Genomic DNA, 19785 nt, shown 5'->3' on the forward strand with positions numbered 1-19785 from the left:
GCGGCGCGCAGTAGGCCAGGATTCTTCAGCAGCCTCCTCAGTGCTGACTCGTGTGATGGCTGTGCTCTGATGTGTCGATCAGGGCACAGACGCTGACTCTAACAGGGGACGAGAACGGCGGGACATGCCGATGGCATATCCCGCCGTTCTTCAGACGATCATTCGATCACCGCTCGGTGATCGAACCGCCCGCGCCCTCGATCTTGCTCTTGGCCGAGGCCGAGAACTTGTCTGCCGTGACCTGCACGGCGACCGAGAGATCTCCGCCACCGAGCACCTTGACGCGCTGGCCCTTGCGGACCGCGCCCTTGGCGACGAGCGCGTCGACATCGACGGCACCGCCCTCGGGGAACAGCTCGCCGATGCGGCCGGCGTTGACGACCTGGTACTCCTCGCGGAAGGGGTTCTTGAAGCCCTTCAGCTTGGGCAGACGCATGTGGAGCGGTGTCTGACCGCCCTCGAAGGCCGCCGAGACCTGGTAACGCGCCTTGGTGCCCTTGGTACCGCGGCCGGCGGTCTTGCCCTTGGACGCCTCACCGCGACCCACACGGGTCTTGGCGGTCTTGGCGCCGGGGGCGGGACGCAGATGGTGCAATTTCAGCGGCGCCATTCAGTCCACCTCCTTGACGGTGATCAGATGCGGGATGGTCGCGACCATGCCGCGGATCTCGGGGCGATCCTCGACCGTCGAGGTATCGCCGATCTTGCGCAGTCCCAGCGAGCGCAGGGTGGCGCGCTGATTCTGCTGACGGCCGATGGCCGAACGGACCTGGGTGACTTCGAGCTTGGCCATCACGCACCCACCTCGGCCGGAGCCTCGGCGGGCGCGGTGGTGTCCTCGCCCTTCTCGGCCCGCAGCAGCGCGGCCGGAGCGACCTGCTCGACATCGAGTCCACGGCGGGCGGCGACCGCCTCGGGGGACTCGAGCGTCTTGAGGGCCTCGACCGTCGCGTGGACGATGTTGATCGCATTGGAGGAACCGAGCGACTTGGACAGGATATCCGCGACGCCGGCGGCCTCCAGCACGGCGCGCACCGGACCACCGGCGATGACACCGGTACCGGGCGAAGCCGGGCGCAGGAAGACCACACCGGCAGCCTTCTCACCCGTGACCGGGTGCGGGATCGTGCCCTGGATGCGCGGGACGCGGAAGAAGTTCTTCTTCGCCTCCTCGACACCCTTGGCGATCGCCGTGGGGACTTCCTTGGCCTTGCCGTAACCGATGCCGACCATGCCGTCGCCGTCACCGACGATCACCAGGGCGGTGAAGCTGAAGCGCCGACCACCCTTGACGACCTTGGCGACACGGTTGATCGTGACGACCTTCTCGATGTAGTTGGACTTGTCGGCTCCGCGGTCGCCGCGACCGCGTCCGCTGCCCTGACGGCGCGTGCTCATGCCGAACTCCTCATGTTGGTGGTGATGATCATCAGAACTCCAGACCGCCCTCGCGGGCACCGTCGGCGAGCGCCGCGATACGGCCGGCGTACTTGTTGCCGGCACGGTCGAAGACGACCGCGTCGATCCCCGCGGCCTTGGCGCGGTCCGCGACGATCTCGCCGACCCGACGCGCCTTGGCGGTCTTGTCGCCCTCGAGCGCGCGCAGGTCCGCTTCCATGGTCGACGCCGATGCGAGGGTGTGCCCCTCGAGATCGTTGACGACCTGGACGACCAGGTGCTTGCTCGAGCGGGTCACGACCAGGCGAGGACGTTCGGCCGATCCGTGCAGCTTCTTGCGGCCACGCAGCTGGCGGCGAGCCCGCGAAGCCTGACGACCCCGGAGACGCTTGTTGTGCTTGATCGAGATTGCCATGGCTTACTTACCAGCCTTTCCGACCTTGCGGCGGACATGCTCGCCGGCATAACGAACACCCTTGCCCTTGTATGGCTCGGGCTTGCGGATCTTGCGAATGTTCGCCGCGACCTCGCCGACGACCTGCTTGTCGATGCCGGTCACCGTGAGCTTGGTCGGCGACTCGACCGTGAAGGTGATGCCCTCGGGAGCCTTGAACGGCACCGAGTGGCTGAAGCCGAGGTTCAGCTCGATCTCCGACGGACCCTTGGAGAGCACACGGTAACCGACACCGACGATCTCGAGTTTCTTCTCATAGCCCTGGGTCACACCGATGACCATGTTGTTGACGAGCGTGCGCGAGAGGCCGTGCAGCGCCCGGCTCTTGCGCTCCTCGTCGGGACGATCCACCGCAAGCGAGCCGTCCTCGGCCCGCGAGACGGTGATCGGCTCGGCGACCGTGTGCGAGAGCTGGCCCTTGGGACCCTTCACCGTGACGGTCTGGCCATCGATGGTGACGTCGACGCCCGAGGGCACCGGAACGGGAAGCTTGCCGATACGTGACATATTCGTTCTCCTCCCGTTACCAGACGTAGGCGAGGACTTCCCCGCCAACGCCCTTGATCGTGGCCTGACGGTCCGTCAGCAGACCGTGGCTGGTCGAGATGATCGCCACGCCGAGTCCGCCGAGGACCTTGGGCAGGTTGGTGGACTTGGCGTACACCCGCAGACCGGGCTTGCTGATGCGCCGGATGCCGGCGATCGAGCGCTCGCGGTGCGGGCCGTACTTGAGGGTGATCGTCAGCTGCTTGCTGACCTCGCCCTCACCGGGCTCGGCGACCTCGAAGTCGGTGATGTAGCCCTCCTGCTTGAGGATCTGGGCGACGCCAGCCTTCAACTTGGAGTGCGGCATCGTCACCGAGTCGTGGAACGCCTGGTTTCCGTTGCGCACACGCGTCAGCATGTCCGCGATCGGATCGGTCATCGTCATAAGTGGTGTTTCCGTTCTCGCGCCGGTTTCACATCTCGTCCCCGAACTGGGTGGGAGAGGACCTGTCGCGTCGTGGGTGGTGGTGTTACCAGGAGCTCTTGGTCACGCCGGGCAGCTCGCCGCGGTGGGCCATCTCCCGCAAGCAGATACGGCACAGGCCGAACTTGCGGTAGACCGACTGCGGACGACCGCAGCGCTGGCAGCGGGTGTATCCGCGGACCGCGAACTTGGGCTTGCGCGCCTGCTTGACCTTCAGGCCAGTCTTCGCCATGTCAGTTCTCCTTGTACGGGAAGCCGAGCAGCTTGAGGAGGGAGCGTCCCTCGTCGTCGGTGGTCGCCGTGGTGACGACCGTGATGTCCATGCCCCGCGAACGGTCGATCTTGTCCTGATCGATCTCGTGGAACATGACCTGCTCGGTCAGACCGAACGTGTAGTTGCCGCGACCGTCGAACTGCTTGGCCGACAGACCGCGGAAGTCGCGGATGCGGGGCAGAGCGAGGGTCAGCAGACGGTCGAGAAACTCCCACATCCGGTCGCCGCGCAGCGTGACGTGCGCGCCGATCGGCATGCCCTCGCGCAGCTTGAACTGCGCGATGGACTTACGGGCCTGCGTGACCTGCGGCTTCTGACCCGTGATGGCGGTCAGGTCGCGGATCGCACCCTCGATCAGCTTGCCGTCGCGGGCCGCCTCACCGACGCCCATGTTGACGACGATCTTGGTCAGGCCAGGGATCTGCATGCGGTTGGCGTAGCCGAACTGCTCCTGGAGCGCCGGAATGATCTCCTCGCGGTACTTCGCCTTGAGGCGCGGCCCCGTGATGGTGTCAGTACTCACAGAACTCAGATCTCCTTTCCGGTCTTGGTGGCGATGCGCACGCTGCGCTGCGCCTCATACTCCGACCCGTCGGGACGGGTCTTGGTCACGGTGTCGCGGCGGAAGCCCACGCGGGTGGTGGTCTTCTCGCCGTCGACCTCGACGACCAGGGCCACGTTCGAGACGTGGACCGGGGCCTCGGCGGTGATGATGCCCGCCTCGCCCCCGGCCTGCGTCGCGCGGCGGTGCTTCTTGACGCGGTTGACGCCCTCGACGATCACCCGATCGCTGTCGGTGAGCACCTCGAGGACCTTGCCCTCGACACCCTTGTCCTTGCCGGCGATGACGCGAACCTGATCGCCCTTACGAATGCTTGCCATCTCAGAGCACCTCCGGAGCGAGCGAGATGATACGCATGAACTTCTTGTCACGCAGCTCGCGGCCCACCGGGCCGAAGATGCGCGTGCCACGCGGGTCGCCGTCAGTCTTGAGGATGACGGCGGCGTTCTCGTCGAACTTGATGTAGGAACCATCGGGACGACGGCGCTCCTTGACGGTGCGCACGACGACCGCCTTGACGACATCGCCCTTCTTGACGTTGCCGCCGGGGATGGCGTCCTTGACCGTGGCGACGATCGTGTCGCCGATGCCGGCGTACCGCCGGCCCGAGCCGCCGAGCACGCGGATGCACAAGATCTCCTTGGCACCGGTGTTGTCGGCGACCTTGAGTCGCGACTCCTGCTGAATCATCGCTTGTCTCCTACTTCGCCTTCTCGAGGATCTCCACGACGCGCCAGCGCTTGGTCGCCGACAGCGGTCGCGTCTCCGCCAGGAGCACGCGATCGCCGACGCCGGCCGCATTGGCCTCGTCGTGGGCCTTGAGCTTGGTATTGCGACGCATGACCTTGCCGTATAGCGGGTGCTTGATGCGGTCCTCGATGCTGACGACGACGGTCTTGTCCATCTTGTCGCTCACCACGAGGCCCTCGCGGACCTTACGGGTCGAACGCTCGCTCACGGTCGTTTCCTTCTTGTTCTCGTCGCTGGTGTCGCTCATGCTTCAACCTCTTCGATGATGCCGAGCTCGCGCTCACGGATGACCGTGTAGATGCGGGCGATCTCGCGACGAACGGACTTCAGTCGCGCGGTGTTGTCGAGCTGGCCGGTGGCGTTCTGGAAGCGCAGGTTGAACAGCTCTTCCTTGGCCTCCTTCAGCTTGCTCGCCAGATCGTCGGCGCTGAGACCGCGCAGCTCTGCGGCTGTCGTTGTCGACATCACAGGTCTCCTGTCTCACGGGTGATGAAGCGGGCCTTCATCGGCAGCTTGTGGATGGCGCGGCGCATCGCCTCGCGGGCGACGTCCTCGCTCACGCCCGACAGCTCGAACATGACGCGTCCGGGCTTGACATTGGCGACCCACCACTCCGGCGAGCCCTTACCCGAGCCCATGCGGGTCTCGGCGGGCTTCTTGGTGATCGGGCGGTCCGGGAAGATGTTGATCCAGACCTTGCCACCGCGCTTGATGTGACGGGTCATCGCGATACGGGCCGACTCGATCTGCCGGTTGGTGACGAAGTGTCCCTCGATCGCCTGGATGCCGTAGTCGCCGAAAGCGAGCTCCGTACCGCCCTTGGCCATGCCACGCCGCTTGGGCGTGTGCTGCTTGCGGTGCTTGACCCTGCGGGGCATCAACATCAGTTCGTCCCTCCCTGGGGAGCCGCCTCGGCCGAGGCGGCGTTCTCAGCGGGCGCCTGCTGACCGGCAGCGGCGTCCTGGCGGGCGGGGCGGCGGTTGCCGCGGCCGGGACGGCGGCTGCCGGGGGCGGCAGCACGCTTGGCGGCCTCGGCCTCGCGCTCAGCGCGCGTGCCGGCGACCTCGCCCTTGTAGATCCAGACCTTCACGCCGATCCGGCCGAAGGTCGTCTTGGCCTCGTAGAAGCCGTAATCGACATCGGCACGCAGCGTGTGCAGCGGGACGCGGCCCTCACGGTAGAACTCCGAACGGCTCATCTCCGCGCCACCGAGGCGACCCGAGCACTGGATCCGGATGCCCTTGGCACCCGAGCGCATCGTGGTCTGCATCGCCTTACGCATCGCGCGACGGAACTGCACGCGACCACTCAACTGCTCGGCCACGCCCTGCGCGACGAGCTGGGCGTCCATCTCGGGCTGCTTGACCTCGAGGATGTTCAGCTGCACCTGCTTTCCGGTGAGCTTCTCGAGGTCGCCGCGGATGCGGTCGGCCTCGGCTCCACGGCGGCCGATGACGATGCCCGGGCGCGCCGTGTGGATGTCCACGCGGACACGGTCGCGGGTGCGCTCGATCTCGACCTTGCTGATGCCGGCCCGGTCCATGCCCTTGGTGAGCATCTTGCGGATCTTGACATCCTCACCGACGTAGCTGCTGTACAGCTTGTCGGCGTACCAGCGGCTCTTGTGGTCGGTCGAGACGCCGAGGCGGAAACCGTGCGGGTTGATCTTCTGGCCCATAGCTCAGTTCCCACCCTTCTTCGAAATGGAGTCTTCGGGCTGCACGACCACGGTCAGGTGGCTCGTACGCTTGAGGATGCGGTTGGCCGCACCCTTGGCGCGCGGACGCCAGCGCTTCATGGTCGGCCCCTCGTCGACGGTCACGATGCTGACGATCAGATCATCGGTCTCGAGGCCCTCGGTGGTCTCGGCATTCGCGACGGCCGACTCGACCAGCTTGTAGAAGTTCTGGGCCGCGGCCTGCGGCGCGAACTGGAGCGTGGCGAGCGCGTCCTCGACACGGGCGCCGCGGATCAGATCCGCGACACGGCGAGCCTTGAGGGGCGTCACGCGCACGAAACGGGCCACGGCGAACGCGCCGGGCTCATCGCCCAGCAGACGCTCACGTCGGGCGCTGATGTTCTCGCGGGTCGCTGCGCTCATCGCCTCTTCGCCTTTCGGTCGTCCTTCTCATGGCCACGGAACGTGCGGGTCGGGGCGAACTCGCCCAGCTTGTGACCCACCATCGAGTCGGTGATGAACACCGGCACGTGCTTGCGGCCATCGTGTACGGCGATCGTGTGTCCGATGAAGGACGGCAGGATCATCGAGCGCCGCGACCAGGTCTTGATCACGTTGTGGGTACCGGCCTCGTTCTGAGCGTCCACCTTCTTCTCGAGGTGGCCGTCGACGAAGGGACCCTTCTTCAAACTACGGGGCATGTCTCTTCCTCAGTTCCTACGCCGGGCTCAGCGCTTGCCGGTCTTGCGGCGACGGACGATCATCTGGTCACTGGCCTTGCGCTTGCGCGTACGGCCCTCGGGCTTGCCCCACGGGCTGACCGGGTGACGGCCACCGGAGGTCTTGCCCTCACCACCACCGTGCGGGTGGTCCACCGGGTTCATGACGACACCGCGGACGGTCGGGCGAACGCCCTTCCAGCGCTTGCGGCCGGCCTTGCCCCAGTTGATGTTGGACTGCTCGGAGTTGCCGACCTCGCCGATGCTGGCGCGGCATCGGACGTCCACATAGCGCATCTCGCCCGAGGGCAGGCGCAGCTGCGCCCGATTGCCCTCACGCGCGACCAGCTGGACGCGGGCCCCGGCAGAGCGGCCCATCTTGGCGCCGCCACCGGGGCGCAGCTCCACGGCGTGCACCACGGTGCCGACGGGGATGTTGCGCAGCGGCAGGTTGTTGCCGGGCTTGATGTCGGCCCCGACGCCGGCCTCGACGGTCATGCCCTGACGCAGACCGTCAGGAGCGATGATGTAGCGCTTCTCGCCGTCGGCGTAGTGCAGGAGCGCGATGCGCGCCGTGCGGTTGGGGTCGTACTCGATGTGCGCGACCTTGGCCGGCACGCCGTCCTTGTCGTAGCGACGGAAGTCGATGATGCGGTAAGCGCGCTTGTGACCGCCACCCTGGTGACGCGTGGTGATGCGTCCCTGGTTGTTGCGGCCGCCCTTCTTGGGCAGCGGCTCGAGCAGCGACTTCTCCGGCGTCGTGCGGGTGATCTCAGCGAAGTCCGCGACGCTGGAGCCGCGACGGCCCGGCGTGGTCGGCTTGTACTTGCGAATAGCCATGATGGTCCTCGTCTCAGCTCGGGCTCGAGAAGATGTCGATGCTCTGGCCGGGTGCCACGCTGACGATCGCGCGCTTGGTGTCCTTGCGCTTGCCGATGCCGTTACGCGTGCGGCGGGCCTTGCCCTTGCGGTTGATCGTGTTCACCGAGACGACCTTGACGTCGAAGATCTCCTCGATGGCGATCTTGATCTGCGTCTTGTTGGCGTCGGGGTGGACGTCGAACGTGTACTTGTTGTCGTCGATCAGCATGTAGGTCTTCTCGCTGACGATCGGCGCGATGATGATGTCGCGCGCGTGCGAGTGCAGGCTGCTCATCAGTTCTCCTCCTGAGCCGGGGCGAACCCGGCGGCCTCGGCGGACTCGGCGGTGTCGAACCAGACCTCGGGCTCGGCAGCGTCGTAGCCCGCGCCACCCGGCACGAAGTACGCCTTGGCGGCATCGCCCTTGATCTCGTGGCCCTTCGGAGCGTTGCCGCTCGCGAGGGGGGCCTTGGAGCCGGGACCGTAGGGCTGGGTCTTGGTGGCACCCGTCGGCGACGCGTCGGCAGCAGGCTTCGCGGCCTTCTTCGGCGCCGGGGCCGCCGGGGCTGCCTGGGCCAGCTCACTCAGCTTGAGGGTGGCGACACCCTCGGCGGAGCGGGCGGCGACGAAAGCCTCGTACGCGGCCTGGGTGAACACCACGTCATCGGACAGCAGCACGTCGTACGTGTTGAGCTGGTCGAAGGACAGCAGGGCGATCGCCTCGGCATTGCGCAGGCTCTTGAGGGTCAGCTCGTCCTGACGCTCGACGACGACGAGGACGCGCGGGCGAGCGGTGAGCTCGCGCAGAGCGGCCAGGGCTGTCTTGGTCGAGGGCTTGTCACCGCTGACGAGCGACTCCACCACGTGCACGCGACCGGCGCGGGCACGATCGGAGAGGGCGCCCCGCAGTGCGGCGGCCTTCATCTTCTTGTTGGTGCGCTGCTCGTAGCTGCGTGGCGTCGGGCCGTGGACGACGCCACCGCCGGCGAACTGGGGCGCGCGGATCGAGCCCTGACGAGCGCGACCGGTGCCCTTCTGGCGGTACGGCTTCTTGCCGCCACCGGCGACCTCACCACGCGTCTTGGTGTCATGTGTGCCCTGGCGCGCCGCGGCGAGCTGGGCGGTGACCACCTGATGGATGAGCGGGATGTTCACCTGCACGTCGAAGATGTCGACGGGAGCGTCGACGTCGATCGTCTGTGCCATGGTCAGGCTCCCTTCGCGGCGTTGCGGATGACGACGAGGGCGCCCTTGGGGCCGGGGACGGCGCCCTTGACCAGGACGACTCCCTTCTCGACGTCGACCGAGTGGACGGTGAGGTTCTGGGTGGTCACGGTGTCGGTGCCCATGTGGCCGGCCATCCGCAGACCCTTGAAGACGCGGCCGGGGGTGGCACAGCCGCCGATCGAGCCGGGCTTGCGGTGGTTGCGGTGAGCGCCGTGCGAGGCGGAGACGCCGGCGAAGCCGTGACGCTTCATGACGCCGGCGAAGCCCTTGCCCTTGCTGGTGGCGGTGACGTCGACCTTGTCTCCCGCGGCGAAGATCTCCGGGGAGATCTCCTGACCGAGGGTGTAGTCGGCGACGGCCTCGGTGCGGATCTCGACCACGTGACGGCGGGGGGTCACACCGGCCTTGGCGAAGTGGCCGGACTGCGGCTTGTTGACCTTGCGACCGTCGATCTCGCCGAATCCCAGCTGGACGGCGCTGTAACCGTCGGCCTCGCGGGTGCGGATCTGGGTGACGACATTGGTGCCGGCCGCCAGGACGGTGACGGGCACGACGCGGCCGTCGGCGTCCCAGACCTGGGTCATGCCGAGCTTGCGGCCGAGGAGACCGCGCGCGTTGATGGTGCTGCTCATGGCGTGCGTGTCCTTCCTCAGAGCTTGATCTCGATGTCGACACCGGCCGGGAGGTCGAGACGCATGAGCGAGTCGACGGTCTTCGGCGTCGGGTCGATGATGTCGATGAGCCGCTTGTGGGTGCGCATCTCGAAGTGCTCGCGGCTGTCCTTGTACTTGTGGGGCGAACGGATCACGCAGAACACGTTCTTCTCCGTCGGCAGCGGCACGGGGCCGGCCACCTTCGCGCCGGTGCGGGTCACGGTGTCGACGATCTTCTTCGCCGAGGAGTCGATGACCTCGTGGTCGTAGGCCTTGAGCCGGATACGGATTTTCTGTCCCGCCATGCTCTGCTCGTCCTTTACGTTCGTCTTCGCTTCACTCGCCCCCGGCTGGGAGGAGTAACCGTTGCGCTCCTTCTCCGTCCCCCGAGGTCGGGCGTGTCGCAGCGCTACCGCGCGCAGATTCACACACTTCTCGAGTTAGGTGGTTGGACCGGCTCCGCCCCCCGGAGGGTTCGACTGGCCGGACGAGCACGAGCGCGGATCCGACGTACGCGCCGTCGCCAGGTGTGAGATGCCTGAGCGCATACGTCACCACGACCATGCCGAGGCAACTTGTCTATCTTGACATAGGCGCCCTGACAGACACAAATCGGGGTCATCGTGCGCTCCCTCACGTCTCCCTCCGCGAGCGGTGAGTTACGCACCCCTCGGTGTCCCGGGCGGTGGACGACGCACCTCTCACGATGAGCAGCGGTGGACGACGCACCCCTCGGCAGCCGTGAGGGGTGCGTAAGTCACCGCCCCGACGCTGAGAGGTGCGTAGGTCACCGCCCCGGGGAGCGTGGGGCGGACGATGGCTCAGACGTGGACGTGAGACTCGGAGTCCTCATGCCCCAGCGGCTCAATCTGGAAGGTCGAATGCTCGACATCGAAGTGCTCCGACAGGCACGAGCGGAGCCGATCGAGCACCTCGTGCGCCTCGCTCATCTGGTCCACCGATTCGGCGACCACGACGTGCGCGCTCATCACGGGCATGCCTGATGTGATGGTCCAGACGTGGAGATCGTGCACGTCCACCACACCGGGGATGCCGATGATGTGGTCGCGCAGGGCCGCGAGGTCGACGCCGCGGGGGGCTGTCTCGAGCAGGACCTCACCCACCTCTCGCAGCAGCGAGATCGCCCGCGGGACGATAAGCGCGGCGATCACCAGCGAGGCGATCGGATCCGCGGCCGACCAACCGGTCGCCACGATGATCACAGCGGAGACCAGTACGGCGATCGAGCCCAGCGCGTCCCCGAGGACCTCGAGGTACGCGCCTCGGACGTTGAGGTTCTCTCGTGCTCCGCTGCGCAGGAGCAGCAAGGCGACGATATTGGCGATGAGGCCGACGGTGCCGGCGGCCAGCACCAGACCGCCGTCGATCTCCACCGGAGCACTCAGCCGGCGGACGGCACCCACCACGATGACGGTGCAGAGACCGATCAGGATGAGGCCGTTGGCCCCGGCCGCGAGCACCTCCGCACGGTGGAAGCCATAAGACGATCGGGCGTCGCGCCCTCCCCCGCGCTGTCCGATGGTGATCGCGATGAGCGCCATGAGCACGCCGATCGCATCGGTGAGCACATGGCCGGCGTCCGCGAAGAGGGCAAGGCTGCCGGTGATCGTAGCGACGACGATCTGCACCAGGAAGACGCTGACGGCGATCGCGAGCACCGCCGCGAGCCGGCCACGGTGCTGGACTCCGGTTGTGTGCTGGTGTCCGTGGCCCATGCGAATAAGGCTAGACCGATGTTGCGAAAATCGCGACCACCGGCCCGAACCCCGGACAGTGGCCCGCCTCACACGACCCCTCCCACGCGGGATGTGTTTTCTTAGCCGCCATAGCAACCACCGAAACGCATCTTGCGTGAGGACCGACAGCGCCGAGGCTGCGCACCGGGTCAGTGCCAGCGCCCGCCCCAGGAGACGTGCGGGGCGAGTACGGCCGTCGGTGCGGCGAGAACGGGCATCAGGGCGACCCCGTCTCCCTCGGCGTATCGCGCCTGGGCATACATCCCCGGCCCCGTCACGAGCAGATAGGACGCTCCATCGGCGATCTCGCCCGCCCCGAGCGCGACGCTCCCGCCCTCGGGGATGTCCAACGCCTGCTCACCCAACGGACTCATATCGGCGTCGAAGGCCTCGACGGTCGCGTCTCCGGCGCGTCCGGGACTCGCCAGCGTCAGTCGCGTGTCTCCGACGACCGGGATGACCGCGGCGCGATCCTCGAGGGGGGTGAGACTCGTGCCCAGGGCGAGGTCGTTCTCCCCCTGCCGCCGGCTCGCCGCTGTGACCGGCCTATCCGCGTTCACCAAGAGCGGAACATCGACGGCCGGGAGCTCGACCCGGGCAACCGTGCCAGGGTCGACCGCGACATCGTCGAGACCCTCCAGCACGTACGTGCCGTTGTCGGCGCCGAGGGCCGACACCCGCACGTTGGCGGTCTCCTCGCCCGGATTGGTCAGCAGGAGCGCTCGATCACCTTCGCCGTCCGCCGCGGCGAGGACCAGCTCGCGAGCCGGCGCCGCCGATGCCGTCATCAGCTCACTGCCCCGGACGTCCGCACTGCCGGCATCGAGGACTTGGGCCGTGGCCTCGCCCCTCAGACGCTGCACCCGGACGGCCATGGTCGTCTCCGCCGCCGCGAGGTCCGAGGCCACGATGCGCCGGACCTCGCCGGCATCGAGTGTGATGGTGTCGTCACCGGCGATCGACAAGGCTCCGGACTCCCCCCATGCCGAGAGCCGCACGACCGCCGGGCCGCCGGCGGGATTGACGAGCACGAGCTGCGATTCGTGTCCGTCGACGGCTCCGAGACCGGTGAACCAGGCGTCATCGGCGCGTGTGGCGCACGGCGCGACCACCAGGCCGTCGCCACTGCCGTCGGCGATGCCGGAGGTGAAGCCGACCGCCCCCGACGCCGCGCCGGTCTGCGTGACGGCCACCGCCTCGCCCGCGCTGCCGACGGATCTCCAGACCGACGGATCCTCCAGATCGGTGATCTCCGTGTCATCGGGCAGAGCACGTGCGGAGACGGCGTCGCCGGGCGAGACCTGACCCGCCAGTACGGAGAGTCCATCACCGGACGGACAGGTGTAGGTGGTGGCCGCGACATCGAGTGCCTCGGGGGATCGTTCGTCGGCATCGCGAGACATCGAGGGCCCCACCGCCGCGACGACGATCACAGCCGCCGCCACGACGGGTGCGAGGAAACGGGGCGCGATCTGAACCTTCACAGCTCCTCCTCCTGCTCGACGCGTCCTCGACCCGGGATCGCCCCGATGACCAGTGCTCCCCAGCCGACGAGCCAGATCCCGACGAGGACCGGACGGGCCGCAGAGGCCTCGGGGACATGAGCATCATCGGAGGGTTCGACCTCGACGGTCCACACACGCGAGCCCGGCCGGTCGCTGCCAGCGGGGGCGAGTCCGGGCGCGGCACTGATCCGCACGGCGGCATCGGTGCTCGCGTCCGGCAGGTAGATCGCCTCGACACCGGCGTCGGCCAGCTCCTGGACGGGGCTGGCCGATGGCTCAGCGACGAGGCGGGCGACCACGGCGGCGAAATCGTCGCGGTCCTCCGGCGTAGGCCGGGCGGTCTCCTGCCCGAGGTGGGGCCCCGGACCGTGGACCACGTCGATCGCGACGCCGTCCTCGATATCGCCCGAGACCACGAGCGTCCTGAGGTCTTGATCGGCCAGGTAGGCCGGAACGGTCGGCTCGGCTGTCGACACGAGTGGCCCCTCGATACCGCGAACGACCCACCAGGCGCCGACGCCGATCGGGAAGACGAGCGCCAGGACCGTGAGCCCGACCGCGATCCGGCGGCCCGCGCGGGCCGCTTCACCGGCCGCGAGGAGTGCCGCGGTCCCGAGGCCGGCGATCCAGATCGCGGAGCCGAGTCCCGACCAGGCCGACGAGCCCGGCGGTCCGGCGACCGCGGGGACGAACATGCCGATCGCGGCGATCACCAGTCCGCTGAGGGCCACGACCCAGCTCACGGTCACCTCGTACCGCGACGCCCGGGGCACCAGGGCGAGCACACCGAGCACGAGCACACCGAAGGACAGCCAGGGCAGCGTGGTGCCCGGGCCGCCGCCGAGGCCCCCGAGGATGTCCAGCGCCGTGGTGTCGACACCGCGCGGGACCCCCGCCTCCCACCACCAGAGCGATGGATGCAGGAATCTCGCCCACCACGAGGGGCCGGCCACGAGCGCTGCGGCCACGACACCGGCGACGAGCTCGCGCGGGGGGCGCAGGCGAGCGATGATCAACAGTCCCGCGATGGCGACGATCGCGACCAGGAAACCGGCCGGGGCGAAGACCGAGATCACGGCGAGCCAGAGCCCGACCTGGGCGGCCCGGGTCCACGACGGAGTCACGAGGGTGTGCGTGACGACATTCGCGAGCAGCGGGGCGAGCACGAGCGCCACGACGGTGCCGAGACGTCCCTGCGCGACAGCACCGGTCCCTGCCACCAGCAGGCCGTACGAGACGGCCCAGATCATGCGAGCGACCCGGTGATCGGTGATGAGCCGACCGAAGCGGTGGGCCGTCATCGCGGCGAGGGGGACCGCGAGCACCAGGATCACCCACGGCAGCAACCCCGGTGCGAAGGCGAAGGGGAGCCCCACCACGGCCATGACGGGGAGATAGGCCGCCGGCCACGAGCTCCCGGGCAGACCCGCGCCGTCGATCGTGCGAGCCATCAGGTCGCGCCACCAGTCCCCGACCGTGTCCGGCGACGCGGGCAGCACAGGTGACGCCACGCTTCCCGTCCAGAGGCCACGGGCCGCGACGAGCGCGAGCAGGACCAGCACGAGCAGGGTCGTGGCCCAGGGGTAGCGCCGATACCAGCGATCGGTGTCCTCGACGACGATCTCCTCGTCCAGGAGGTCGAGGGACGACGAGCGGCGGCCGAGTGTCTGCACCGCCTCGGGCCGCACCATCGCCTGGACGCTCTCGACCATGACATCCCAGCCGTGCTGATAGGGCAGCCAGGCGGACGGGAACAGGTGCCGGATGTCGCGCCGAGCGACCGTGGCGGTCGCGGCTCGGTCGCGGCGCGCACCGCGCATGCGCCGCGGGGCGGCGAAGACGGAACGCAGGGCGGCGGCCTCTCCCCGTGCTCCACGGGTGTCCTTGAAGACCAGATCCGCGATCATCCGCAGCAGGGAGCCGATGACGAAGCGCACGGACTGCCACCAGAACCGGAAACCGGTCTCATTGGCCAGCACCGTGTACACCGCGGCGCGACGCTGCTCACCGGGCACCGCCCGTCGACGCCGGGTACGCCGGGCCGACGCCTCGGCGTGGAAGATCACGGCGGCCGGTGCGGTGCGGGTGCGAAGACCGGCACGCGCGACCCGCCAGCCGAAGTCGACATCGTCGAAGAACAGCGGGAGGGCGGGGTCGAGACCACCGAGGCGTTCCCACACGTCGGCGCGCACCAGCATGCCGGCGGTGTTCACGGCGAGGACGTCACGTGGCCAGTCGTGCTGGCCGGCATCGGGCTCGCCGGGTTCGAGCCCGGTCTCGAGGCGACCGGTGCCGGTGATCGTGCGGCCCACCTCGAGCAGGCGCTGGAGAGAAGGCCACTCGCGGATCTTCGGGCCCACGACCGCGATGTCCTCGGCACTCGTCGCCTCGTCGAGCAAGGCGGTGAGGGCCCCGGGGTCGACGATCGCGTCATCGTGCAGCAGCCAGATCCACTCCGCCGGCCCGCTCGCGTGATCGAGGCCCCGACGGACCGCGTCACCGAAGCCGGTGCCCGCGGGGGCATCGACCACGTGCGCTTCGCCGAGGGCATCGCGCAGCAGGGTGCCGGAGGCGTCCTCGTGCGGAGCGACATCGACGGCGACCCATTCGGCGGGCAGATGCTTCAGCTGCGCAAGCGATGCCAGGGTCTGCGGCAGCCAACGCTCACCGCCGCGACTCACCAGAACGGCGACGACGCGCGGTGGCGAACTGCGCCACGCGGGCAGCTGTTCCTCCTCGTCCACTCAGCCGAGGCTAGTGGACGAGGAGAAGAGGCGCGCCGTGGGTCAGGCGCGCTTCTTGAGCTTGCGGCGTTCGCGCTCCGAGAGACCGCCCCAGATGCCGAAGCGCTCGTCATGAGCGAGCGCATACTCCAAGCACTCGTCCCGGACCTCGCACGTCGTGCAGACGCGCTTCGCCTCGCGAGTGGAGCCGCCCTTCTCAGGGAAGAACGACTCTGGGTCGGTCTGGGCACACAGGGCACGCTCCTGCCAGGCCAGCTCTGGATCGCTGGGCGGTGGCCAAACCTCTAATGACATACCTGAAATTACAACGGTGCGCATGCCAAACGTCAAGCTGAAAAGCAATCCTGGGGATATCTTCGGCGTGTCGTCCACAGGTTGTACGGTCGAGGGGTGCCCTCGACCCTGTCCTCGCTCGCCCCCGTCAGCCCGCAACCGCTCGTCACTTTCTACGACCTCGCCACCGGCGAACGGGTCGAGCTGAGCGGCATCACGCTCGGCAACTGGGTTGCCAAGGCGACCAACTACCTCACCGAGGACCTCGAGATCGAGTCCGGTGCCCGGGTGCGGATCGGGTTGCCGCCGCATTGGCTGCGGCCGGTCTGGGTGCTGGCGACCTGGACCGCCGGGGCCGTCGTGGCCGACAGCGAGGCCGAGGTCGCGGTCGTCGGCCCCGACCTGGATGCCGACGAGCCCATCCGTCTCGCCGCCTCGCTACGCCCGTTGGGTGCCCGTTTCGCCGAGCCTCCCGAGGGATTCACCGATATCGCCGCAGTCGTGCCCCCGCAGCCCGACGTGTTGCTGACCATCGACTCCCCCGGTCCCGATGATGTCGCCATCGATCTCGGCGGGGCCGAGCGGTCGCACGCGGAGGTCCTCGCAGTCGCGGCTGATGATCGTCGTCTGCTGTTGGGCGACCCCGAGCTGGCCGAGGAGATCGATGCCCTCGTCGCCGCCTGCCGTGGAACCGGCTCCCTCGTGATCACCGTCGGCGGGACCGATGACGACCGCGCCCGGATCGCCGCGCAGGAGCACGCCGAGCGTCCCTGATCGCGTCTCCGCGTGGCGGTGCGCGGAAGACCCGCCCGCCCCGCACCATCGCGGTGAGCCACCAACCACCGTCGCTGAGCACCCGTGCGCGGTTCCCGGGCTGAGGTCGGGGACAACTCACCGCCCGATGGACGAGTGCGGGATGGCTCACCGTCCGGCCGGGGACCCGAGATCAGCAGGCGGCGGCGAGATCGTCGGTGATATTGGCGTCCGGGGTCGGCTCGGTCTCGCCGGGCTCGGTCGGCTCCGGCTGAGCCGGCTCGGAGGTCTCCTCGGCGGGATCGGGGCCCGCGGGCGCGACACCCTCGATGAGCGCCTGGATATCAGCGTGGATCTGGGCGAAATCGGGATTGGCCGTGTTGTACTCCGGCGGTACCACCGACAAGGTGGCGATCTGGGTCCCGCGCGCCTTGAGCGCCAGATCGGCGAAGGCGGCGAGCTCTGATCCCGGCAGATCCGTGGCCAGCATCTGAGCGCTCGAATCGGCGATCTTGCCGGCATTCAGCAGTACCGTCTGCGGACTGAGCTGGTCGAGCATCGAGACCATCAGGCACTTCTGCCGCGCCATCCGGTCGAAGTCATCGCTCTGGATCCGGCTGCGAGCGAACCAGAGCGCCTCATTGCCGTCGAGCTTCCGTCGTCCCGCGGGGAGGTACTCGTCGCGTCTACGGTCGGTCTCGCCGAACATCGCGATCGGTGTGGGGACGTCCACCGTGACCCCGCCCACGGCGTCGACGAGGGACGCGAACCCCTCCATGTTGATGAGCACGTAGTAGTTGATCGTCAGACCGGTGGCGCCCTCGACCGCGTCGATCGTGGCGTCCAACCCGGGGTCCGCGCTGTCCGGGTACAGATCCGAGCGATCCTCCCCCGCCGTGTGCACCGCGTTGAGGAGACACTCCTCGCCGCAGTTGAAGCCGTAGGGGTAGACCTCCCGCATCGGCGAGTCCTCGGGGAAGGGAACGTTCTGCAGATTGCGCGGCAGCGAGATCATCACGGTGTCGCCCGTCGAGGCGTCGATGCTGACCACGTTCAGGGAGTCCGGGCGCAGCCCCTCCCTGCCGTCCCCGGAGTCCGCGCCCAGGAGCAGGATATTGTACCTGCCCTCCAGCGGTGGTGTCGTCGCGGTGGCGTCGAAGACCTGCGTCACGACCTGTCGAGAGGCCGAGACCGTGTTCCAACCGACCGTCACGATGCCGCTCGCGAGGGCGATCACCACCATGTTGACAACGCTGACGACCGCCATCCGCCGGAGATCGAGGCCGGGCAGCACCGCCAGACGCCATGCGTCGATGAAGAGCGCCAACCAGCCGATCGTGACGATCGCGAGACCGAAGCGGGCGATGTCGAGGGTCGCCGGGTCGGTCACCCATCCGATCAGGGTCTCGCGCTCGGGACGGACCACGAGCACGGCCACCAGGAAGCCGATGACGGCCAGCGCCCACAACCCCATCACGACCTGCCCGAGACGCCTCGCACCGGCGAGGAACTGCGCGCTGCCGGGCCAGATGATCGTGGCTGCCATCAGCGAGAGGGCACGGCGCAGGGCACGATCCGGTGACATCCGGCGTCGGCCGGGGCGCACGTCCTGCGATTCCAGGGCAGCGCTCCTCTCGGACGGTTCCGGGTCGTCGCCCAGTGTGCCAGTCACCGATCAACCGCCCCGGTGGCGGTGCCCTCGAACCCCATCAGCACGTCTGGTCGAGGTCCTCGGTCTGATTGGCCTTGCGCGGATCCAAGGTCTCGGGATCCGGGTCAGCCATCGACAGGGACGACGACACCATGAGCGAGGTGGCCTCCGGCCGCCCCTCGGCGACCGCGATGGCATCCTCGACCATCCGGCGCACCTTCGGATAGTCCGGATCTCCGGTGTTGATCTCAGGCGGCACGAGGGAGACCGAGGAGATCGGCTCACTCCGGGTCTTGAGCACCAGATCCATGAAGATGTTGAGGTCCTGGCGCGGGATGTCGGTCTCCAGCATGGCCTCGCCGGAGTCGGCAATCTTCTGCATGTTCATGACGACCGTCTGCGGACTGAGCTGCTGTGCCATCGCGTTCATGACGCATTTCTGTCGGCCCATACGCGACCAATCGTCGTTGAGCACCCGGCTCCGGGCGTACCAGAGGGCCTCGTAGCCGTTGAGCTTCTGCTCCCCCGCCTCGATGTAGCCGCTGATCGGACTGCCGATGCCGTCGATCGCGGTGCGCTCGCGCACGTTCATCGTCACACCGCCCACCGCATCGACGAGCCCCTCGAAGCCGTGCATGTTGATGAGGGCGTAGTAGTTGAGCTTCAGGCCGGTGATCTCCTCGACGGCCCCCATCGTCGCGCCGATGCCCGGTGAGGACGAGTCGAACATGTCGGCATGATCCTCGGCCCAGGTGTTGACCCCGTTGAGATAGCAGTCGTCACAGTCGAAGCCGTTCGGGAACTCCTTCCCCATCACCGAGTCCTTCGGGAAGGGCACGTTCTCCAGATTGCGCGGCAGGCCGATGATGACGGCCCTTCCGGTGTCGGCATCCACACTCACGACATTGATCGAGTCCGGCCGCATGCCCGTCCGGTCGTCATCGGCATCCGATCCCAGCAGGAGGATGTTGTACCGGCCCTCGTGGGGATCGACGGAACTGGTGGAGGCGAAGACCGCGCCGGCGAATCCGTCCACGACCGAGACGGTGTGCGCGGCGAAGAACATGACCCCCGCGACCAGGAAGCAGAGCGCGCCGTTGACGCCCGCGGAAATGGCCCGGTGGCCGCGACGCAGCTCCCGCGGGCGTCCCAGTCGCCAGGCATCGACGATGAGAGCGGCCCACGCGACAGCACCCACGATGAGCAGCCAGCGTCCCAAGCCCAGGATCAGGCCGTTGGTGGCGAACTCGAAGAGCATCGAACGCGAGCTGAGGGCGATGAGAGCGAGGAGGGCCACGAGGACGAGGACTCCGAGCCAGATCCGCACGGCGATCCGGCCGACGGCGCGATTGCCGTGCACCAGCTGGGCCGATCCGGGCATCACGACCGACATGGCCGCGAGGGTCAGGGAGCGTCGGAAACGGATACGGGAGGTGGCGGCCTCGGGGTCGCGGTAGCTCCCGCCCATGACGCTGGAGGGCACGTTCGACATCGTCGTCCTTACGGTGGGGAAGGGTCCGTAGGTCCCGCCCAGTATCGAGGCCGGAACCGGGCGA

At 68.1% G+C, this 19785-nt stretch carries 28 protein-coding genes; 1 reads left to right on the top strand and 27 read right to left on the bottom strand.

What is annotated here, in order from left to right; genetic code table 11:
* Positions 1 to 166 precede the first annotated feature (166 nt).
* The 25 genes from rplO to BHE97_RS12650 form a co-directional block, all read right to left on the bottom strand.
* Positions 167 to 610: a 50S ribosomal protein L15 gene (rplO, locus tag BHE97_RS12530; RefSeq protein ID WP_087624384.1), complete on the bottom strand. Its 444-nt coding sequence runs from the start codon at positions 608 to 610 to the stop codon at positions 167 to 169.
* Positions 611 to 793: a 50S ribosomal protein L30 gene (rpmD, locus tag BHE97_RS12535; protein ID WP_087624385.1), complete on the bottom strand. Its 183-nt coding sequence runs from the start codon at positions 791 to 793 to the stop codon at positions 611 to 613.
* A complete protein-coding gene (gene rpsE / locus BHE97_RS12540; protein WP_087624386.1) occupies positions 793 to 1398 on the bottom strand; it encodes a 30S ribosomal protein S5 in 606 nt (201 codons plus the stop codon). Before rpsE ends, rpmD begins: the two co-directional genes overlap by 1 nt.
* A 31-nt stretch (positions 1399 to 1429) precedes the next feature.
* The gene (gene rplR, locus BHE97_RS12545; protein ID WP_087624387.1) at positions 1430 to 1813 is read right to left on the bottom strand and encodes a 50S ribosomal protein L18; all 384 of its coding nucleotides are present in this window, start codon (positions 1811 to 1813) and stop codon (positions 1430 to 1432) included.
* A gap of 3 nt (positions 1814 to 1816) precedes the next feature.
* On the bottom strand, positions 1817 to 2359 hold the full coding sequence (rplF, locus tag BHE97_RS12550; RefSeq protein ID WP_087624388.1) for a 50S ribosomal protein L6: 543 nt from the start codon (positions 2357 to 2359) through the stop codon (positions 1817 to 1819).
* A 16-nt stretch (positions 2360 to 2375) separates the two neighbouring features.
* Positions 2376 to 2783: a 30S ribosomal protein S8 gene (gene rpsH, locus BHE97_RS12555; RefSeq protein ID WP_087624389.1), complete on the bottom strand. Its 408-nt coding sequence runs from the start codon at positions 2781 to 2783 to the stop codon at positions 2376 to 2378.
* A gap of 85 nt (positions 2784 to 2868) precedes the next feature.
* Complete coding sequence (locus BHE97_RS12560) at positions 2869 to 3054, bottom strand: type Z 30S ribosomal protein S14 (RefSeq protein ID WP_087624390.1); 186 nt, start codon at positions 3052 to 3054, stop codon at positions 2869 to 2871.
* Position 3055: 1 nt separating this feature from the next.
* A complete protein-coding gene (gene rplE, locus BHE97_RS12565) occupies positions 3056 to 3628 on the bottom strand; it encodes a 50S ribosomal protein L5 (protein ID WP_170931420.1) in 573 nt (190 codons plus the stop codon).
* A complete protein-coding gene (rplX, locus tag BHE97_RS12570; RefSeq protein ID WP_087624391.1) occupies positions 3625 to 3978 on the bottom strand; it encodes a 50S ribosomal protein L24 in 354 nt (117 codons plus the stop codon). The genes rplE and rplX overlap by 4 nt, the downstream gene beginning before the upstream one ends.
* Before the next feature lies 1 nt (position 3979).
* Positions 3980 to 4348: a 50S ribosomal protein L14 gene (rplN, locus tag BHE97_RS12575; protein ID WP_087624392.1), complete on the bottom strand. Its 369-nt coding sequence runs from the start codon at positions 4346 to 4348 to the stop codon at positions 3980 to 3982.
* Between the two features lie 10 nt (positions 4349 to 4358).
* Positions 4359 to 4655 carry a 30S ribosomal protein S17 gene (rpsQ, locus tag BHE97_RS12580; protein WP_087624393.1) on the bottom strand — a complete coding sequence of 99 codons (297 nt, stop codon included), beginning with the start codon at positions 4653 to 4655 and terminating at the stop codon, positions 4359 to 4361.
* Positions 4652 to 4876: a 50S ribosomal protein L29 gene (gene rpmC, locus BHE97_RS12585; protein WP_201791432.1), complete on the bottom strand. Its 225-nt coding sequence runs from the start codon at positions 4874 to 4876 to the stop codon at positions 4652 to 4654. Before rpmC ends, rpsQ begins: the two co-directional genes overlap by 4 nt.
* Positions 4873 to 5292 (bottom strand): 50S ribosomal protein L16, encoded by a 420-nt coding sequence (gene rplP, locus BHE97_RS12590; protein ID WP_087624395.1) that lies wholly within the window; start codon positions 5290 to 5292, stop codon positions 4873 to 4875. The genes rpmC and rplP overlap by 4 nt, the downstream gene beginning before the upstream one ends.
* A complete protein-coding gene (gene rpsC, locus BHE97_RS12595) occupies positions 5292 to 6086 on the bottom strand; it encodes a 30S ribosomal protein S3 (RefSeq protein WP_087624396.1) in 795 nt (264 codons plus the stop codon). Before rpsC ends, rplP begins: the two co-directional genes overlap by 1 nt.
* A gap of 3 nt (positions 6087 to 6089) precedes the next feature.
* Positions 6090 to 6509, bottom strand: a complete 420-nt coding sequence (gene rplV / locus BHE97_RS12600) for a 50S ribosomal protein L22 (protein WP_087624397.1) — start codon at positions 6507 to 6509, stop codon at positions 6090 to 6092.
* Positions 6506 to 6787, bottom strand: coding sequence for a 30S ribosomal protein S19 (rpsS, locus tag BHE97_RS12605; protein ID WP_087624398.1), 282 nt, complete (start codon positions 6785 to 6787; stop codon positions 6506 to 6508). The genes rplV and rpsS overlap by 4 nt, the downstream gene beginning before the upstream one ends.
* A gap of 27 nt (positions 6788 to 6814) precedes the next feature.
* Complete coding sequence (rplB, locus tag BHE97_RS12610) at positions 6815 to 7645, bottom strand: 50S ribosomal protein L2 (protein ID WP_087624399.1); 831 nt, start codon at positions 7643 to 7645, stop codon at positions 6815 to 6817.
* 13 nt (positions 7646 to 7658) lie between these two features.
* Positions 7659 to 7961, bottom strand: a complete 303-nt coding sequence (gene rplW, locus BHE97_RS12615) for a 50S ribosomal protein L23 (RefSeq protein ID WP_087624400.1) — start codon at positions 7959 to 7961, stop codon at positions 7659 to 7661.
* Positions 7961 to 8872, bottom strand: a complete 912-nt coding sequence (gene rplD, locus BHE97_RS12620) for a 50S ribosomal protein L4 (RefSeq protein WP_087624401.1) — start codon at positions 8870 to 8872, stop codon at positions 7961 to 7963. Before rplD ends, rplW begins: the two co-directional genes overlap by 1 nt.
* Before the next feature lie 2 nt (positions 8873 to 8874).
* The gene (rplC, locus tag BHE97_RS12625; RefSeq protein ID WP_087624402.1) at positions 8875 to 9525 is read right to left on the bottom strand and encodes a 50S ribosomal protein L3; all 651 of its coding nucleotides are present in this window, start codon (positions 9523 to 9525) and stop codon (positions 8875 to 8877) included.
* A 17-nt stretch (positions 9526 to 9542) separates the two neighbouring features.
* Positions 9543 to 9851, bottom strand: a complete 309-nt coding sequence (gene rpsJ, locus BHE97_RS12630) for a 30S ribosomal protein S10 (RefSeq protein WP_087624403.1) — start codon at positions 9849 to 9851, stop codon at positions 9543 to 9545.
* Between the two features lie 516 nt (positions 9852 to 10367).
* Positions 10368 to 11282 carry a cation diffusion facilitator family transporter gene (locus BHE97_RS12635; protein ID WP_087624404.1) on the bottom strand — a complete coding sequence of 305 codons (915 nt, stop codon included), beginning with the start codon at positions 11280 to 11282 and terminating at the stop codon, positions 10368 to 10370.
* A 170-nt stretch (positions 11283 to 11452) separates the two neighbouring features.
* The gene (locus BHE97_RS12640) at positions 11453 to 12787 is read right to left on the bottom strand and encodes a DUF5719 family protein (protein WP_087624405.1); all 1335 of its coding nucleotides are present in this window, start codon (positions 12785 to 12787) and stop codon (positions 11453 to 11455) included.
* Complete coding sequence (locus BHE97_RS12645) at positions 12784 to 15552, bottom strand: glycosyltransferase family 2 protein (protein ID WP_087624406.1); 2769 nt, start codon at positions 15550 to 15552, stop codon at positions 12784 to 12786. Before BHE97_RS12645 ends, BHE97_RS12640 begins: the two co-directional genes overlap by 4 nt.
* 42 nt (positions 15553 to 15594) lie before the next feature.
* Positions 15595 to 15846, bottom strand: coding sequence for a WhiB family transcriptional regulator (locus tag BHE97_RS12650; RefSeq protein WP_140400140.1), 252 nt, complete (start codon positions 15844 to 15846; stop codon positions 15595 to 15597).
* 96 nt (positions 15847 to 15942) lie between these two features.
* Between BHE97_RS12650 and BHE97_RS12655 the strand changes: the two genes are divergently transcribed.
* Positions 15943 to 16599 carry a TIGR03089 family protein gene (locus tag BHE97_RS12655; protein WP_170931405.1) on the top strand — a complete coding sequence of 219 codons (657 nt, stop codon included), beginning with the start codon at positions 15943 to 15945 and terminating at the stop codon, positions 16597 to 16599.
* Positions 16600 to 16771: 172 nt separating this feature from the next.
* On the opposite strand, the gene BHE97_RS12660 is transcribed toward BHE97_RS12655, so the two are convergent.
* Positions 16772 to 18250 (bottom strand): LCP family protein, encoded by a 1479-nt coding sequence (locus tag BHE97_RS12660; RefSeq protein ID WP_140400142.1) that lies wholly within the window; start codon positions 18248 to 18250, stop codon positions 16772 to 16774.
* A gap of 37 nt (positions 18251 to 18287) precedes the next feature.
* Complete coding sequence (locus BHE97_RS12665; RefSeq protein WP_087624409.1) at positions 18288 to 19721, bottom strand: LCP family protein; 1434 nt, start codon at positions 19719 to 19721, stop codon at positions 18288 to 18290.
* Between the last annotated feature and the right edge of the window lie 64 nt (positions 19722 to 19785).

The organism is Aeromicrobium sp. PE09-221 (genome assembly GCF_002174305.1).
GTDB lineage: Bacteria > Actinomycetota > Actinomycetes > Propionibacteriales > Nocardioidaceae > Aeromicrobium.